17 protein-coding genes are annotated in these 17,203 nt (G+C 61.5%); 5 read left to right on the top strand and 12 right to left on the bottom strand.

All coding sequences use genetic code 11. The features are described 5' to 3' along the window. The first annotated feature begins 95 nt into the window (after positions 1-95). Both CO666_RS18025 and CO666_RS18020 read left to right on the top strand, forming a co-directional pair. Positions 96-1,442, top strand: coding sequence for an SLC13 family permease (locus CO666_RS18025; RefSeq protein WP_097613554.1), 1,347 nt, complete (start codon positions 96-98; stop codon positions 1,440-1,442). Positions 1,443-1,627: 185 nt separating this feature from the next. After that, complete coding sequence (locus tag CO666_RS18020; RefSeq protein WP_097613552.1) at positions 1,628-1,870, top strand: DUF982 domain-containing protein; 243 nt, start codon at positions 1,628-1,630, stop codon at positions 1,868-1,870. Positions 1,871-2,040: 170 nt separating this feature from the next. On the opposite strand, the gene CO666_RS18015 is transcribed toward CO666_RS18020, so the two are convergent. The 3 genes from CO666_RS18015 to CO666_RS18005 form a co-directional block, all read right to left on the bottom strand. Continuing rightward, complete coding sequence (locus tag CO666_RS18015; RefSeq protein ID WP_097613550.1) at positions 2,041-2,244, bottom strand: cold-shock protein; 204 nt, start codon at positions 2,242-2,244, stop codon at positions 2,041-2,043. Between the two features lie 109 nt (positions 2,245-2,353). Further along, entirely contained in the window at positions 2,354-2,860 is a 507-nt protein-coding gene (locus CO666_RS18010) for a hypothetical protein (RefSeq protein ID WP_097613677.1), read from the bottom strand. A gap of 151 nt (positions 2,861-3,011) precedes the next feature. After that, positions 3,012-3,671 carry a methyltransferase family protein gene (locus tag CO666_RS18005; protein ID WP_097613548.1) on the bottom strand — a complete coding sequence of 220 codons (660 nt, stop codon included), beginning with the start codon at positions 3,669-3,671 and terminating at the stop codon, positions 3,012-3,014. Between the two features lie 275 nt (positions 3,672-3,946). Between CO666_RS18005 and CO666_RS18000 the strand changes: the two genes are divergently transcribed. Beyond that, a complete protein-coding gene (locus CO666_RS18000; protein WP_097613546.1) occupies positions 3,947-5,032 on the top strand; it encodes a hypothetical protein in 1,086 nt (361 codons plus the stop codon). 24 nt (positions 5,033-5,056) lie between these two features. On the opposite strand, the gene CO666_RS17995 is transcribed toward CO666_RS18000, so the two are convergent. The 9 genes from CO666_RS17995 to CO666_RS17955 form a co-directional block, all read right to left on the bottom strand. Further along, complete coding sequence (locus tag CO666_RS17995; RefSeq protein WP_097613544.1) at positions 5,057-5,800, bottom strand: ABC transporter ATP-binding protein; 744 nt, start codon at positions 5,798-5,800, stop codon at positions 5,057-5,059. Continuing rightward, positions 5,797-6,654 (bottom strand): ABC transporter ATP-binding protein, encoded by an 858-nt coding sequence (locus CO666_RS17990; protein ID WP_097613542.1) that lies wholly within the window; start codon positions 6,652-6,654, stop codon positions 5,797-5,799. Before CO666_RS17990 ends, CO666_RS17995 begins: the two co-directional genes overlap by 4 nt. Further along, positions 6,651-7,586: an ABC transporter permease gene (locus CO666_RS17985; protein ID WP_097613540.1), complete on the bottom strand. Its 936-nt coding sequence runs from the start codon at positions 7,584-7,586 to the stop codon at positions 6,651-6,653. The genes CO666_RS17990 and CO666_RS17985 overlap by 4 nt, the downstream gene beginning before the upstream one ends. A gap of 4 nt (positions 7,587-7,590) precedes the next feature. Continuing rightward, positions 7,591-8,688, bottom strand: coding sequence for an ABC transporter permease (locus CO666_RS17980; RefSeq protein WP_097613538.1), 1,098 nt, complete (start codon positions 8,686-8,688; stop codon positions 7,591-7,593). 5 nt (positions 8,689-8,693) lie between these two features. After that, positions 8,694-10,280 carry an ABC transporter substrate-binding protein gene (locus tag CO666_RS17975; RefSeq protein ID WP_097613536.1) on the bottom strand — a complete coding sequence of 529 codons (1,587 nt, stop codon included), beginning with the start codon at positions 10,278-10,280 and terminating at the stop codon, positions 8,694-8,696. A 146-nt stretch (positions 10,281-10,426) separates the two neighbouring features. Further along, positions 10,427-11,380 carry a dihydrodipicolinate synthase family protein gene (locus CO666_RS17970; RefSeq protein WP_097613534.1) on the bottom strand — a complete coding sequence of 318 codons (954 nt, stop codon included), beginning with the start codon at positions 11,378-11,380 and terminating at the stop codon, positions 10,427-10,429. Between the two features lie 34 nt (positions 11,381-11,414). Next, entirely contained in the window at positions 11,415-12,290 is an 876-nt protein-coding gene (locus CO666_RS17965; RefSeq protein ID WP_097613532.1) for an SMP-30/gluconolactonase/LRE family protein, read from the bottom strand. Beyond that, complete coding sequence (locus tag CO666_RS17960) at positions 12,287-13,117, bottom strand: NAD-dependent epimerase/dehydratase family protein (RefSeq protein ID WP_097613530.1); 831 nt, start codon at positions 13,115-13,117, stop codon at positions 12,287-12,289. Before CO666_RS17960 ends, CO666_RS17965 begins: the two co-directional genes overlap by 4 nt. Before the next feature lie 21 nt (positions 13,118-13,138). Beyond that, positions 13,139-13,852, bottom strand: a complete 714-nt coding sequence (locus tag CO666_RS17955) for a FadR/GntR family transcriptional regulator (protein WP_097613528.1) — start codon at positions 13,850-13,852, stop codon at positions 13,139-13,141. A gap of 302 nt (positions 13,853-14,154) precedes the next feature. Between CO666_RS17955 and CO666_RS17950 the strand changes: the two genes are divergently transcribed. Together CO666_RS17950 and CO666_RS17945 are read left to right on the top strand one after the other, a co-directional pair. Continuing rightward, on the top strand, positions 14,155-16,095 hold the full coding sequence (locus tag CO666_RS17950) for an ABC transporter substrate-binding protein (RefSeq protein ID WP_097613526.1): 1,941 nt from the start codon (positions 14,155-14,157) through the stop codon (positions 16,093-16,095). 118 nt (positions 16,096-16,213) lie between these two features. Continuing rightward, positions 16,214-17,200 (top strand): ABC transporter permease, encoded by a 987-nt coding sequence (locus tag CO666_RS17945; protein WP_085740648.1) that lies wholly within the window; start codon positions 16,214-16,216, stop codon positions 17,198-17,200. Positions 17,201-17,203 lie beyond the last annotated feature (3 nt).

Genomic DNA, 17,203 nt, shown 5'->3' with positions numbered 1-17,203 from the left:
AGGCGCCCGCCCTCTGGGAGGAGGGTGCGCCGGCATTCCGCATCAAGTTTGAACACAACAGCTACGGCGCTGGAGGCGCCGGAGGGAGGGGAATCATGGGTATCGAATTATTGGCCATAGGCCTGCTGGTCGCCATGTTCGTCATTGCGACGATCCAGCCGATCAATATGGGGGCGCTCGCCTTTGCCGGCGCCTTCGTGCTCGGCACGCTTGTCATCGGCATGAAAACCAACGATATATTTGACGGCTTCCCGAGCGATCTGTTCCTGACGCTCGTCGCCGTCACCTACCTCTTCGCCATAGCGCAGATCAACGGCACGATCGACTGGCTCGTCGAATATGCCGTGCGCCTGGTGCGCGGGCGGATCGGCCTGATTCCCTGGGTGATGTTCCTGGTCGCCGCCGTCATTACCGGTTTCGGTGCTCTCGGCCCCGCCGCGGTCGCCATTCTCGCACCCGTCGCCTTGAGCTTTGCCGTGCAGTACCGCATTCACCCGGTCATGATGGGCCTGATGGTGATCCACGGCGCGCAGGCGGGCGGCTTTTCGCCGATCAGCATCTATGGCGGGATCACCAACCAGATCGTTGCGAAGGCCGGCCTGCCTTTCGCGCCGACCTCGCTGTTTCTCTCCAGCTTCTTCTTCAACCTGGCGATCGCGGTGCTGGTCTTCTTCATTTTCGGCGGCGCAAAGGTGATGAGGCAGAACCCTGCATCGCTTGGTCCCTTGCCCGAACTGCATCCCGAGGGTGTATCGGCGTCGATCAGAGGTCACGGCGGCACGCCGGCAAAACCGATCCGGGAACATGCCTATGGTACGGCGGCCGATACCGCGACGGGGCTGCGCCTCAACAATGAGAGAATCACCACCTTGATCGGCCTGACGGCGCTTGGCATCGGCGCCCTGGTCTTCAAGTTCAACGTCGGCCTCGTCGCCATGACCGTCGCCGTCGCCCTCGCGCTCTTGTCGCCGAAAACGCAGAAGGCGGCCATCGACAAGGTCAGTTGGTCCACAGTGCTGCTGATTGCCGGCATCATCACCTATGTCGGCGTCATGGAGAAGGCCGGGACGGTCGATTATGTGGCGAACGGCATATCCAGTCTCGGCATGCCGCTGCTGGTGGCGCTCCTGCTCTGCTTTACCGGCGCCATCGTCTCGGCCTTTGCCTCCTCGACCGCGCTGCTCGGCGCGATCATCCCGCTCGCCGTTCCCTTCCTTCTTCAAGGGCATGTCAGCGCCGTCGGCGTGGTCGCGGCGATCGCCATCTCGACGACGATCGTCGATACCAGCCCATTCTCCACCAACGGCGCGCTTGTCGTCGCCAATGCGCCGGACGACAGGCGCGAGCAGGTGCTGCGGCAGCTGCTGATCTACAGCGCGCTGATCGCGATCATCGGCCCGATCGTCGCCTGGCTGGTGTTCGTCGTGCCGGGACTGGTCTGACGGCAGGCTGCTGCTCCCACCAATCGTGTGCCGAGCCTGTTCGGCACACGGGCGCTGCGATTAAGATGAGAGATCGCTCACGCGTGCCGCTGTGACTTCGGGTCATATAAGACCAAAGTCCCATGCCGGAACGAGCCCGCGCAGATGACGTTCAGCCGATAGCCGCAAGAGCTGAGGAACTGTCGATGCGCCGCGATTTTTGGGACGAGCCGGTTGAGGTCATCATTGGGGATGGCGACCACCTCAAGAGTATTTGCAGCAGCAGGGACGCGCTCGCATATCTCATGACCTGTTGGCCGCGCGAGAAGGCGGCATCCTACGCCGTCGCGAAGAGGATCTGCACGGACGCCGTCGACGGACGAGCCGATTCATCTGCGGCCGCACTGGCATTCAAAGTTGCGGCTGATGAAGCCGGCGTGCTCCGTTAGCCGGCGAAGTGAATGCGTAAAACATTCTTGCCGTCCCGGATACCCAAAACGACAGATATAAGCTCGATCGCCGCCGTGACGGCTTATGGCAACCAGGCATTCGCGCCTGCGAATCGTGACGACGAGCCCCCCAACCCGCTCAACGCGGGCTGGGGATCGTCGATTTTCGATCAGATGGTCGAGACGTTCTCAGCCTTCGATTTTCCGGTCTTGCGATCCTGTCCGACCTCGAAGCTGACCTTGTCACCTTCGCGGAGCGAGCCGCCGCGCTGCAACGCAGACACGTGCACGAACACGTCCTGTCCGCCGCCTTCCGGGGTAATAAAGCCGAAGCCCTTGTCGTCATTGAAGAATTTAACCGTACCTGTCGGCATAAGATAACCATTCCTTGTATCATGCGTCGATTTGCGAACGCGAAACTATAACACCGCCGCTCCTCTATCAACCTGCATTAGCGAAGACAAATCTAAACGTATGGCCGCTTCAGCTTCGACGTAGCTCAATGCGGCTTGTAACGACCGATCGACCTGTCACGGGGTCGGTGTCGACTGTGGTGAGGCGCATGCCGGACGCGCCAATTTTTTCGATCGTCATCTGTGCACGCCGATCGCCATTTACCTCTTTCGCCCATTTAATCGCGAGGTTTATGGCGTCCCCATTGCGCCTCCCGCCAAGTCCCGCGGTGCCGCTCCCGGCGCCGATATAGGAGCCCGTGTATCTGTCGCCGCTGGCCTTGAGGTTGGCGCTGATGGCCCGGGAAAAAACCATGAGGCTGGTGCAACGCCCATTGAGCGAAAGGGATCTGGCATTCGTATCCGATTTAAACTGGCAAGTGACGTTCAGGACGGGTGCGTTTGTCCGCACTTTCACCGTCCCCTTGCCGTTCCAACTTCCCGCAAGCGTTTTCAAAAAAGCCGATTCGTCTGCATTGGCGACGCCGGCCATTGACGCCGTCGCCACAGCGACAGCGCATGCAAAGACCTTGAACATGTGAGTCATATTCGGACCGTGCAACATCGGGACCATCACTCTCGGCTGGAGGAAGGCGGTCATATAACCGCCGCACGTTGATTTCGTTCCATACGGGATGCGCTGTTTAGTCTCGTAGACGTCGCCAGACCAAGGTCTCAAAAGCGCCAATTCACCAAATACCTGGCAGAAGCCGCCATCGGACTCGCGCAGCATAATCCGAGTAGCCCGCAAGCTCCGCGCGAAGAACTCGGTCCTCCGTGATGGTGCGGTAGAGCAGAAACGGCAGGCTGAAGAACACAACAAGTGCAGCCGCAAGCCACGATCCGAGCGCGGGTCCGCTTGCCGCTATGATCAGAAATCCAGCGGTGTAGCCGGGGTGGCGGACGAAGGCATAAGGTCCCGTGCTGACGACGTGCTGGCCGCGGTCGGCCTGGATGCGAATGACTGAGGAGAAAAATCGGTTCACGCGCATAGCCCATAGTGCAAGGGCGTAGCCGGCCGCGACCGTGAACAGGCAAACGGCCTGAAGCCAATCGGGCACGTTGTCGCTCCAATGGAAACGGCCACGGTCAAGCCCGGCAACGATCCAGTGCATGAACAGAACGAGCGAGAAGACCCTCAGCGAGAGCGGCGGCTTCTTGCCACCCGGCCGCATGCGTTCGCGCAGGAGGTCCGGATCGAGCGCCGCGAACGAAACGATCATGACGACAGCGAAGATCGCGAGATAGGCCCAAAAGCCCGGGACAGCGATCGTGCCGGCCGACGCGAACAATGCCACAGCCGCGGCGACGACAAACAATCCTGCCTTGAAGTACGCCGAGATGGGCATCCGCTACCTTACCACCTTAAAGGAGAAGCGAAGTACGGTGTCCAGTTTATCCCGATGTCTGGCTTGGGCCAACAGGGACGTGGCATTCGGCGCCGTCAATACTTGCAAAGACCACACGCTGAAAGGGATTGCAGATCGCCTTCCTCAGGTTGTAGATCAGTATCGCACAAGGGGATTGCGTAAGCCGGTCGGAATGACGTCACTCCGCGCGTTCATCACGCCGCTGTCTGAAGCTTTATCGGCGCGCTGCGCTGTCACACGAGGGGTCCGCACCATTGTCTTCGCTTGTTCTTCCCAGCCGCCCGCTTTCATTGGCGCGCGACGTCATTTCCACGCCGAGCGCTTACTTCTGGGCAACGCCCGTCATCCTGGCATTGGCTGTCTTTTTCTTCGTCTGGGAAGCACCGGGCGTGATCCGCGATTTTCAGATCAGCCAGAACCCTTTGGTGCTCGACGATGGCGACGTGCAAAACGGCCGATGCACCACACGCAAGGCCGTCTTTACCGACTGCGAGGCGCGCCTTGTCTACAGCTACGGTGGACGAAACTACGACACCGAGGTCGAGATCATGTTCGTCGATTTCCATACCGGCGATTACGAAACCGATCTTGTGATTTCGGCCGATCATCCGGAACTCGCGACGATGAGCCTGGGTCTGGACATGCTTTGGAACAGGATCATCACGCTCGCTCTGTTTGTGGTCCTGCTTGGCGGCACGAGCCTGGGAACGATTTTTCTCGCTATTCGCATTTGGCGGGTCAAGGGCCAATTGCGCCGGCCTGCCAGGCTGATCCCCGTCCCGGTCGAGATCAGCGCATTCGACCGCAGGCGCGGCGTCCTTTCCATCACCTACAATGACAAGATTGCCGCCGACAAAACGGGGCGATCGGCTTACACGCGCATGAAAGGACAGGAGCCCCTGATCGTCGGCGAAGCCAATGGCAAGGCGATCGGACTGGCCGTCAGGCATGGCACTACAGCTCTGCCGGTGCTTCTGGACGATCGTCTGCAGCGCGTTGAGCTGACCGATGCCGAACGCGCTGCGGCTCTTGCCCCATATCGGCGGGACGGCGATCAAAGTGGGCCCGTATTGATCGAAGAACCGACAAGGACGGTATCGGTATGGAAGCGGCTGCAGCTTTTCTTCGGTGTGTTGCTTCTGATCGTCGTCGGTGTGGTCGGTTTCTGGCTTTGGTACGTGACGAGTTCCACGACTCAATTCCAATCGCCTGGCATGGACATCAACAATCTCATGCCGGCGCCGCTGAACGAGTGGGGATGCGAGCAGCTGAAGAAGCGGTTTGGTCAGGATCGGGCACCGTTTGGCTGTGTTGCCGCCGATTATACCAGCTGGAAATAGACACAAGGGGCGTGCCGGTAGGGGTTACGCCCTTCCGTACATCCGGCTCGCCCGCAGCAGACGTTGCGAATAGGGATGTTCGACGGCGCCTCTGCGCAGCGCCTCGATCTCGACCTGCTCGACGATCTCGCCGGCTTCCATGATGGCGACGCGGCTGCACATATGGGAGACGACGGCGAGATCGTGGCTGACCAGCAGATAGGTAAGGCCGCGCTCTTTGCGCAGATCCTGCAGGAGATTGAGGATTTCGGCCTGCACCGACACGTCGAGCGCCGATGTCGGTTCGTCCAAAAGCAGCACGTCGGGGTTCAGCATCAGGGCCCTGGCGATCGCCACGCGCTGGCGCTGCCCGCCGGAGAGCTGATGCGGAAATCTGTAGCTCAGCGCCGGATCGAGCCCGACCGATCTCAGCACGGCGTTCACGTCGACGGAATTCCTGTCCAGCCCCTGGTTGCGCAGCGGCTCCTGCAGCTGCGAACGGATGGTCTTGCGGGGATGAAGCGATCCGTAAGGGTCCTGAAACACCATCTGCACCCGGCGGAAAAACGGCCGGCCGCGATGGCGGTCCAGCGTCTCGCCGTTGAGCGCGATCCGGCCGTCGTAATTGGCGTTGAGGCCGGAAAGCGCCCGGAGAACCGTGGACTTGCCGCAGCCGGATTCGCCGACCAGGCCGAAGGCCGTCCCTTTTTCGACGGCGAGATTGACATCCCTGACAACAGGCCTTTGGCCGTGCGCGAAGCGGATGGTGAGATTGTCGATCCTGATCATCGCGGCGGCTCCACTGCGAGGTCGTCAAGCCAGGCGGGATCGCGCTTCAGGATCGGCAGCCGGGCGGGGGGATTCTCGATCGTCGGCAGGGATGCCAGCAACCCTTGCGTATAAGGGTGTCTGGCCTTGCCGAGATCGCGCGCCTCGAGCACTTCCACGACGCGGCCGGCATACATGATGAGGACGCGATCGCAGAAATTGCGGATGAGATTGAGGTCGTGACTGATGAAGATCAGGCCGAGATTGCGCCGGGCCACAAGTTCATCGAGCAGAGCCAGGATCTCCAGCCTGACCGTGACATCGAGCGCCGAGGTCGGCTCGTCGGCGATCAGCACTTCGGGTTCGGCAATCAGCATCATGGCGATCATCACGCGCTGGCCCATGCCGCCCGATATCTCGTGCGGATAGAGGCGGGCCACGCGCTCGGGATCGCGGATCTGGACGGCTTCGAGCATGTTGAGCGCTTGGGCGTAGGTTTTTGCCTTGCTCACCTTTGGATGATGGAAGCGGTAGGTCTCGGCAATCTGCTCGCCGATCCGCATGACCGGATTGAGCGAATATTTCGGGTCCTGTAGAATCAGGCCGATCCGCCGCCCCCGGATCGTCATCATCCTCCGTTCGTCTGCCGTGATGAGGTCGACGTCGCGAAAGCGCATTCGCTCGGCGCTGACCTTTGCGGTCGGCGGGAGCAGCTTCATGATTGCGCGTCCGACGGTGGATTTTCCCGATCCGGATTCGCCGACGATGCCGAGCTTCTCCTGTCCGAGTGTAAAACTCACGCCGCGCACAGCGCGCATGTGGCCGCCGCCATAAGCGATTTCGAGATTGCGAATATCGATCAGGGGCCCAGTCATTCCGAACCTCTCGGGTCGAGGACGTCGCGAAGGGCATCGCCGACGAGGTTGAAGGCGAGGCTGACGAGCGCGATGGCAATGCCGGGTGCTGCGATCACCCAGGGGCTGTCGAGCATGAACTCGCGGCCGCTCGCCGCCATCGAGCCCCATTCCGGCCAGGGCGGCTGCGCGCCGAGGCCGAGAAAGCCGAGGCCGGCGGCGGTGATGATGATGCCGGCCATGTTGAGGGTAACGCGGACGATCACCGAGGGAATGCACATCGGCAGGATGTGGCGGGTGATGATCGCAATTGATGTCGCGCCCTGCAGGCGCACGGCGGCGATATAGTCCGCCTTGCGCAGGCTGAGCGTCTCGGCGCGTGCCAGCCGGGCGATCGGCGGCCAGGCCGTCAGCGAGATCGCGATGATCGCGTTGGTGATGCCGGGGCCGAGGGCTGCGGCAAAACCGAGCGCCAGCACCAGCCCGGGGAAGGAGAGGAATATATCGGTGATGCGCATCAGGATCTCGTCGACGATGCCGCCGAAATAGCCGGAGAAGGAGCCGATCAGCAGGCCGAGCGGGGCGACGATGATGGTCACCAGCATGATGATGTAGAGCGTCGTGCGGGCGCCGTAGATCACCCGCGCAAAGACGTCGCGGCCGAAATTGTCGGTACCGAGAATATGGGCGGCCGAGGGGGGCGCAAGCCGCCCGGCCATATCCTGCACGATCGGATCGTAGCTCGTCAGCAGAGGTGCGGCCGTCGCCACCACGATCAGGAGCACGATGATGACGAGGCCGGCCAGGCCAAGCGGGTGCAGGCTGAACTTCAGCCAGCCCTGATGGATCTGCTGCATCGACGACTGAAACCAGTCCCGAGGCTCCGGCGCCTGCAGCCATCTGCGAAGGCCGCCGGCGTTGGCGCTGTCTGCGTCTTCGGTGGAGATCGTCATGGCGTCACCGTGTTCTCGGATCAAGAATGCGATAGAGGAAGTCCGACAGGATGTTGATGATCAGGAAGACGGCGCCGATCGTCAGCACCGAACCCATCACCACGTTCATGTCGTTCATCTGCAGCCCGCGGGTGAGGTATTGGCCGAGCCCGGGCCAGCCGAAGACCGTCTCGATCAGCACCGCGCCTTCGAGAAGGCCGCCGAAGGTCAGCGCCAGGATCGTCAGCAGCTGCACGCGAATGTTTCTGAACGCATGGCGCCAGACGACCTTGCGGGTGCCGAGCCCCTTTGCCCGGGCGGTGATGATGTATTCCTGGCTGAGCTGTTCGAGCATGAAACTGCGCGACATGCGGCTGATATAGGCGACGGAGTAATAACCGAGGATCGCCGCCGGCAGGATGATGTGGCCGAGCGCATTGTGAAACACCTCCCATTGGCCCTGCAGCGCCGCGTCGATCAGCAGGAAGCCGGTCATCGGCGTGACGAGGCCTTCGTAGAAGACGTCGATCCGACCCGATGCGCCGACGAGCTTGAGCTTCGCATAGAAGATGAAGAGCGCCATCAGCCCGGTCCAGAAGATCGGGACGGAATGGCCGGCAAGCGCAACGATCCGGGCGATGTGGTCGATGATTGTACCGCGCCTGACGGCGGCCGTGATGCCGAGCGGGATGCCGACGATCGCGCCGATGATCATGGCGATGATCGCAAGCTCGATGGTCGCGGGAAAGATCGTCATCAGATCGGCGAGGATCGGCTGGCCCGTCGTCGCGGACATGCCGAGGTCGCCTGTGGCGATCTTGCCGACATAGGAGAGGAACTGCATCCAGATGGGCTGGCCGAGCCCCAGCTCGTTATAGACGCGATCGTAAACTTCCTTGCTGACCTCCGCCCCGGTGATTGATAGCACCGGGTCGGCGGGCAGAAGGCGGCCCATCGAGAAGGTGAGGAAGAGCAGGCCGAGCAGCGTGGTGACGACAGCCACCACGCGCCCCGCCAGGCGCCGCAGCAAGCTCATCAACGGATGCGGGGCCGCTTCGGTGAACCCGCCCGCCTGAGAATGACGGCTGCTCTCCTGCTTCGACGTCAGCTCGGCGCTCGCCACGCGCTCTACTCCTTCGTCACGTCGTGCCAGCGCGTCGACCAGGTCGTATGCCCGTGATAGTTCTTGACGTTGGCGCGCATGACGTAGGGGTCGGTTCGCTGGAAGAAGATGACGAGCGGGGCGGCCATGCCGGCATAGATCCCGTCCATCTTCTTGAAAATGTCGGTACGCTTGGCCGTATCGCGCTCCTTCATCGATTGATCGATGAGCGTGTTGAGCTCGTCCACCTTCATGCCCGTCCGCCAGAGATAATAGCTGCCGAGGCGCGCCTCGTCGCTATTGTCGGGATTGAAGGCATATTGGGTGGCGACGGCGAAAGGATCGGGCAGGCGGGCGCCGGAATTGCCGAGCAGAACTTCGAATTTGCGCTCGCGGAAGGCGGGGGTGAATTCGCCGGGCACGAGATCGAGATCGAGGCCGGCGGCGCGCGCGCTTGCCTGTAGTGCTTCGGCGAAGGGCAGGGTTGCAGCGCCCGAGGGATTGAGGACCTTCTTCAAGCCGTTGGGATAGCCGGCCTCCGCCAGCAGCTGCTTGGCCTTGGCGGGATCGTAGTTGTAGCGGACATCAGCCTCGCCGGGAGCGCCGATCATGCCGCGCGGGATCATCGACTGCCAGGGAAAACCGGTATAGCGCATGATGTTGCCGGAGATCGCCTTCCAGTCGAAGGCGTGCTGGAAGGCCTCTCGGACTTTCGGTTTCTGCAGGTCCGGGTCTTTCTGGTTGAGGGCGATGTAGTAGAAGCCGAGACCCGGGACGTTCTCGATCACCATATCCTTGTTGGTGGCGAGCGCATCGAGATCGCCGCTTGCCACATACTGGCCGACATCGACGTCACCGGCTTCGAGCTGAAGCCGGAGATTGCCGGATTCGGGGATGTGGCGGGCGACGACGCGGGCCATGGCCGGCTTGCCGCCCCAATATTTCGGCTGCGCATTGAAGATCGCCACATCGTTCGGCCGCCACTGCGCCAGGCTGAACGGGCCGCTGCCGGCGGAATTGGCGGAAAGCCAGGCGCCGCCGAAATCACCGTTCGCCTCATGCGACAACACCGTCTTCTTGTCGACGATGCCGAGCGATGAGCCGGCCAGCGAATAGAGCACCAGATCGGTATTGACCGCCTGCGGCAGCTCGATCTCGAGCGTGTGTTCATCCTTGGCGCGAACGAGCTTTTCGACGTTATCGGCCTTGAAGCCCCAGAGCGCGACGTCGGTGGAGCCGACCTGACCCATCTTGATGACGCGCTGGATCGACCAGGCCGCATCCTCGGCGGTGACCGTGTTGCCGCTCTGGAAGACCGCGTCGTCGCGCAGGGTCAGCGTGATGACCTTACCATCAGGCGAGACCTCCCATTTCGTCGCCAGCATCGGCTTCAGCGTCTTGAGATCGTCAGGCGACAGCTGCACGAGGTTGTCGTAGAGGTTCGAGATCAGCTCGGAGACCGTGCGGGCATTGTTCTGGGCCGGATCGAGCGTCCGGATGCCAGTGAGATTGGTGCCGATCACCAGCATATTGGGCGGCGATGCCGCCCAGACGGGCTGCGTCGTCATCAGGGCGCCGGTAATTGCGATCGTTGTCAGTAGCTGTTTCAGCATCTCTAGACCTCCCAATCCTGTTGTTTGCGGAAATAGAGCAATTCCAGGAAAAGTGCGAAGCGGTTTTCCGTCCGGAATTGCGTAAAAACAAAGGGTTAGAGCGGCTCTGCGCTTCCATGAAAAGCTGAACCGCACTCGTGTCGAACTCAGCCGGCCGCCTTTGCAGACTGCTGCCGGTCCGGATCGGTTTGAATGCTGCCCTCGGCCTCCCAACCTCGAAGCAGGTGATGAAGTTCCTCGCGATCATGCTGGTCGAGCAACGGCAATCCCGGCACGCGTACGGGACCGACATCGAGGCCGGAATAGGTGACGGCCTCCTTGACGACGGTCACGTTGGCGCCGTTGCGGAATTTGGTCCGCATGCGCTCGAAGGGTTCGAGCCGGTTGACGATCGCCCGTGCCGCGGCGAAATCACCTTTTTCGAGCGCAGCGTGAACGGCAAGTGACAGCTGCGGCGCAACATTGACGAGGCCCGAGGTGAAGCCGCGCGCGCCGGCCGCGGTAAATGTCGGCGCCCAGCTCTCCGCCAGGCCGCAGACGAACAGCGCGCCGGCCGGATCGGCGGCCGGTATCGCGCGCGACAGCAGCATCAGATCCGTTGTGGCAAACTTGATGCCGGCAATATTGCCGTGGTTTGCGAGGCGGACGATCTCGGCGACGCTGAAGCCCTCGGCCCTGACATAAGCGACGAGCGGCAGGGTGGACGCATCGGCAAGATTGCAGAAATAGTCGATCTGGGCCGACGGTGCTGCGAAAGGATCGACGGGCTGATGAGACATGACGGCCGATGCGCCGATCGCCGCCGCATCCTTCGCCATACCGATCGCCTCGCGCAGCGACCGGCCGATCGCCGCCGTCACCGGTGCCCGGCCGCCAACGCCTGAAACCGCCGCCTCATGGACGATCCGGATCTCCTGCGGCGTCAGCGCATAGAACTCGCCGGTATTGCCGGCCGCGACGATGTTGTGAATGCCGGCCGCAGCCACCCGCGCATAGACATTGGCGGTCATCCGCGGTTCGACTTCGCCTTTACCGTCATAGGCGGTGACGGGAACGCCCGACACGCCCGTGAGCGCCTTGCGCATGATCGCGATGCTCATTTTTCTTCCCCGTTAGCTTCCATCAAAATGATCGTCATCCGAAGCGGAAGGGCGCCAAGCCCTCCGCATCCACGTCGAAGGCGATGACCGTGCCTGCTTCGAAACGTCCGGTGCGGTCCGTCGACAGGCTGGTGACGAAGAGGGTCCTGAGTTCAGGCCCTCCGAAACACGGCATCGTCGGTGCTGCCACCGGCAGACTGTAGATCTCGACGATTTCCCCTTCGCTCGATATGCGGTTGAGACGGCCGGCGGAAACGCCGGCGCTCCAGTAAAAGCCGTCACGATCGACGGCTGCGCCGTCCGGCCGCCCGTCGTCTTCGGTGAAGCTGCGAAGCCGGCGTCCGTCGCCGAGATCGCCTGTCGCCGGATCGAAGTCGAACGCCTGCAGGAAACATTGCCGGCTGTCGGAGTGATACATCCGCCGGCCGTCCGGCGACCAGGCGAGGCCGTTGGAGCTCGTCAGTCCGGTTGCAACGGTCCGCGCGCTGCCGTCGGGCCCCACGCGGTAAAGTGCGGCCTCATCGACCTGCGGCTTGGCTTCGCTGATCGAGCCGACCCAGAAGTGTCCGTCGGGACCGACCTTTCCGTCGTTGAGGCGGCCGTTGAAATCGCGTCCGACCGGATCGCACAAAAATTCGATATCACCGGAGACGGGATCGAAGAGATGGACGCCCGTCTGGAGGCCTACGACGATCCTGTGATCGCGGCAAAGCCCGAGACAACCGATTGCGGCCGGCATGTCGAAGCGATCGATCCGTCCCGAGGCCGACAGCCGCACAACCGCCGGCGCCAGAATATCGACCAGCCACAGGGTGCCGGTCTCATCGTCCCATACCGGCGATTCACCGACCGTCAACGGTTGCCGGATCACGGAACGGACGTCCGGGTGGATGATCCGAGGCGCCGTCATTCGGCAGCCTCCAGGCTCTTGGTCAAACCTTCGGCGTCACGCATGCGGATGGTGCCGTCATGATTGATCTCGCAGAATCCACCACCCTGGAACGCCAGTGCGACCGGCCCTTCGGCTCCCTGTTCGATGCGGGCGTGATCGCGCGGCCGGTCCTGTGGCCGGTAGCCGAGCCTCGTTGCCAGATCGTTGTCCCACCATGTCTCGTCGGTATCGGAAACACCATAGACGACCGTCGCCGCAATCAACGGGTGGGTCAGCCCGATCCGCACCAGTTGTGCCAGATCCCGCGCGCTGATCCAGATCGCAATCGATCGTTCGCTGTTGGGATAGGTGCCGGCATTGCCGATACGGATGGAAAGGGAACGAATGCCCGCCGTGTCGTAGTAAAGCCCCGCCACCAGTTCGCCCCAGCATTTGGAAAGCCCGTAGGGGCTGTCAGGGCGCATGGGATCGAGCGGCGAGATGATTTCGCCACGCGGATAGAAGCCGGTCGCATGGTTGCTCGATGCATAGACGACCCGCTGGACTCCGTTGGTCCGCGCGGCTTCGTAGAGATTGTAAGTTCCAAGCACATTTGCGTGCAGAATGGCATTCATGTCGATGCCGCTTGCGATGCCGGCGAGATGAACGACGCCGTCAATATCCTTCAGCGCAGCAGATGCCTCGCCGGGCTTTGTAAGGTCGGCCCTTACGAAGGCCTCGTTTTCACCGAGCCCGGCAGGCTCCTGGAGATCGATCAGGCGTAAATGTTCGACATGCGGCTGAAGATGTGGGCGCAGTAGCGTTCCGACACGTCCGGCAGCACCTGTAAGAGCGACCCTTCTCATCGTTCCTCCTCCCATTATCGCTCAAACGCCCTGGAACATACGGGCGCGGGCATTCAGTATGTGTCTTTTCATGGCGTCATGGGCCTCGGTTTCATTGCGCGCGAAGATCGCCTCGACGATCACCGCATGCTCATCCTGGACGCTGCGGATCTGCTCCAGCGTCCGTTTCAGGCTCAAGCTTCGCGTAACGGAATGCCCGATCGCGAAATGCGGCCTGAACCATTCGCGCACGGTGATATGGAACTGGTTGCCGGTCGCCATGGCGATGGCATCGTGCAGAGCCTGGTCCTGCTCGGCGCCGAGTTCTCCGTTACGCAGACATTGCTCGATCGAAAGAAGCGCTGCCGTTATCCGCTCCCGGTCCTCCGGCTGCCAGTTTCGTGCGGCAAGCTCCGCAGCCTCGGCTTCGAGGCCGGCGCGGAATTCGAAAAACCGCTGGACATCGGCGAGCGATCCCACAGGCACCATCTTCAGCATCGACGAGTCCGGTCTTTGCCGGACATAGGAGCCGGAGCCCTTGCGTGAAACCACGAGGCCATCGGCTCGCAGGCGCTCGAGCGCTTCGCGCACGACGGGTCGCGAGGCGCCGAAATCGGCGGCGAGCTTCGTCTCCGACGGCAGCCGTTCGTTCACCGGAAAGTTGCCGTCGGCGATCATCCCCACGATCTTCTCGTAGATGATGTCGCTGAAGCGCGTTGCGCCTCTGTTCGAAACGGCGTCGACCTCAAATGTCATTATCGTCCTTTTTCTTTGAACGCTGCGGGCTCTTGCCGGCGCCGGCCGATGATCGCGATGGCAGCGCACAGATTCTGACAGGTCGTCGCCTTTTGCTCGCTGCAGCTTTGATTTCAGGGCGGGAAATCTAGATCCCGATGTTGCATCGCTACGAAATTTGTAATTATCTGTCAACTCTTGTAATCATTTGGGAACGTGTCTATGGTTCGGTCCCAGCGCCGAGGAGGGCGCAAGCGGCAGGTCGGGAACCCGCCGCATCAGCCGGTTCAAAAATTGCACCGGCGTAGAAAGGGAGGAACTCGATGCCCAATGAAATACTGTCGCGTGGCGTTACCCGCCGCACTGTGCTTGGTGGCATGGCCGGCGTCGCTGCCTTGTCTATCGCTGGTCGCGTCTCCGCCGCCGCAGGTGGTGAAGCGCCCGCACTTGCGCAGCTTGTGAAAGATGGAAAACTGCCGCCGCTTGCCGAGCGCCTGCCGAAGAAGCCGATGGTGGTGACGCCGTACGAGAAGGTCGGCACCTATGGCGGCTCGCTGCGGCGCGGCCTTCGTGGTTCATCCGACCATAACGGCATTCTGCGCATGGTCGGCAATCAGAGTCTCGTGCGCTGGAACCTCGATTTTACCGCCGTACAGCCGAATCTGGCCGAGCGCTGGGAAGTCAGCGACGATGCAACGCAATTCACCTTCCATCTGATCGAAGGCGTGCGCTGGTCGGACGGTCACCCCTTTACATCGGATGACGTCGTTTTCGCGATCGAAGACTGCGTCAAGAACACCGAGCTCTACAGCTCGACACCGGCGCAGCTTTCCGTTGCCGGCAAGCCGGTCACGGTCGAGAAGATCGACGATTATACGGTGAAGTTCACCTTTGCGGCGGCCAACGCGCTTTACCTGGAAAATCTCGCCACGCCGCTCGGCCAGCATCCGACGCTGTTTCCGAAGCATTACTGCAGCCAGTTCCTGCCGAAATACAATCCCAATATCGAGGCCGACGCGAAGAAGGCCGGCGTCACCAGCTGGACGGAGCTGTTCCGCAGCCGCTGCGGCGATATCGAGATCCCGACGCGCTGGGGCAATGTCGACAAGCCGACGCTCGATCCATGGGTTGTCAAGGAACCCTATGTCGGCGGCGCAACTCGCGTCGTCATGACCCGCAATCCTTATTTCTGGCAGGTCGATACGGCAGGAAACCAGCTTCCCTACATCGATGAGATCAATTTCGGCATCTCGCAGGATGTCGAATCGCTGATGCTGAACGTCATCTCCGGCAAGATCGATATTCAGGAACGTCACATCAGCGTATTGGCCAACAAGCCGACGCTCTCGCAGAACATGCAGAAGGGCGATTATCGGCTGCTGACGCTCGTACCCTCGGCGTCGCAACAGTGCCAGATCTACTTCAACATCACCCACAAAGATCCTGCGATGCGCAAGATGTTTGCGGATAAGTCGTTCCGGCAGGCGCTGTCGATCGGCATCAATCGCCCGGAGCTCATCGATATCGTTTATTTCGGACAGAGTGAGCCCTACCAGGCCGGGCCGCGCCCGACCCACCCCTGGTATCACGAGAAATATGCGCGCCAGTTCACCGAATATGACGCCGACAAGGCCGGCGCGATGCTCGATCAGGCCGGCTACAAGAAAGGCGGCGACGGTTTCCGCCTGCGGCCGGACGGCCAGAAGGTGTTCTTTTCGATCGACGTCATTCCGACGCTCTATCCCGACCTCGTCGACGCGCTCGAACTGGTCAAGACACATTGGGTCCAGATCGGCATCGATATGAAGGTCAACACGATCGAGCGGGCGCTCTACTATACCCGCGGCGACGACAATGCCCATGATGCGCAGGTGTGGCCGGGGCCGGGTGGTCTCGACCCGATGCTCGATCCGCGCGACTTTTTCGCCTTCCATCCGCAGGGCTCTCGTTACGCCATTCCGTGGACGCTGTGGTACACCTCCAACGGTGCACGCGGCGAAGAGCCGCCGGAAAGCCAGAAGAAGCGTATGAAGCTTTTCGACGAAGCGCGCTCGACGGCCGATCTCGACAAGCGCGGCGCGATCATGAAGCAGATCTTCGATATTGCGGCGGAAGAATTCGAGACGGTGGGTCTGTGTCTTGCGGTCGGCGGCTTCGGCATCATCCGCAACAATCTGCGCAATGTTCCGGAGAAGGAGCCGGACAGCTGGTCTTGGCCCAATCCGGGGCCTGCGATGCCGCAGCAGTTCACCTTCACGAGCTGATTTGATCGAGCGCCGTACCGACGGTACGGCGCTTCCTTCGGTTCGCCTTCCGAGATGCCTTGCCGGCTTTGACAGCCGACAGGGCCGGGTGGGCGGCGTTTAATGCAAGAGGCGCCTCATGCTGGTCTTTATCGCCAAACGCTTTCTATGGATGATTCCATCGCTTTTTGCCGTCAGCTTCCTCGCTTTCGTGCTGATCCAGTTGCCGCCGGGCGACTATGTCACCACCTATATCGCGACGCTGGCAGCCTCCAACGAGATCGTCGATCAGAACACGGCGGCACAATTGCGCGAGCGCTTCGGCCTCGACGATCCGATGCTCATTCAATATTTCAAATGGATGTGGGGCATCCTGTCGCGCGGCGATTTCGGCATCTCCTTCGAATGGCAGCAGCCCGTCTCCGATCTGATCTGGGAGCGCATGGCGCTGACCCTCGTCCTGGCTCTTTCGACATTGATCGCCACCTGGGCGATTGCCCTGCCGATCGGCGTCTTTTCTGCCGTGCGCAAATATTCGATTGGCGACTATTTCTTCACTGCCTTCACATTTTTCGGCCTGGCCGTTCCGTCCTTCCTGCTGGCGCTGGTGCTGATGTATATCGCGGCGGTCGAATTCGGCCAGGATGTCGGCGGGCTGTTTTCGCCGCAATATGAGAATGCGCCCTGGAGCTTTGCCAAGATGGGCGATCTCTTCTCACATCTCTGGCTTCCGGTCATCATCCTTGCCGTCTCCTCGACGGCGAGCCTCATCCGCGTGATGCGCGCAAACATGCTCGACGAACTGCCGAAGCCTTACGTGACCACGGCACGGGCAAAGGGGCTCTCGGAATTCCGGCTGCTGATGAAATATCCCATGATGATCGCGCTCAATCCGTTCATCTCGACGATTGCCTGGCTGCTGCCCAACCTCATCTCCGGCTCGGTCGTCGTCGCTATCGTCCTCAATCTGCCGACGGCAGCACCCTTGCTGCTGCAGGCGCTGATGGCTCAGGACATGTATCTCGCCGGCGCCTTCGTTCTGCTGATCTGCGCGCTGACGCTGATAGGCTCTTTGATCAGCGACATCCTGCTTGCGCTGGTCGATCCCCGCATCCGGTTGGAATAGGAG

Source organism: Rhizobium chutanense (assembly GCF_002531935.1).
GTDB lineage: Bacteria > Pseudomonadota > Alphaproteobacteria > Rhizobiales > Rhizobiaceae > Rhizobium > Rhizobium chutanense.
This window is presented reverse-complemented; position numbering and strand designations above follow the sequence as displayed.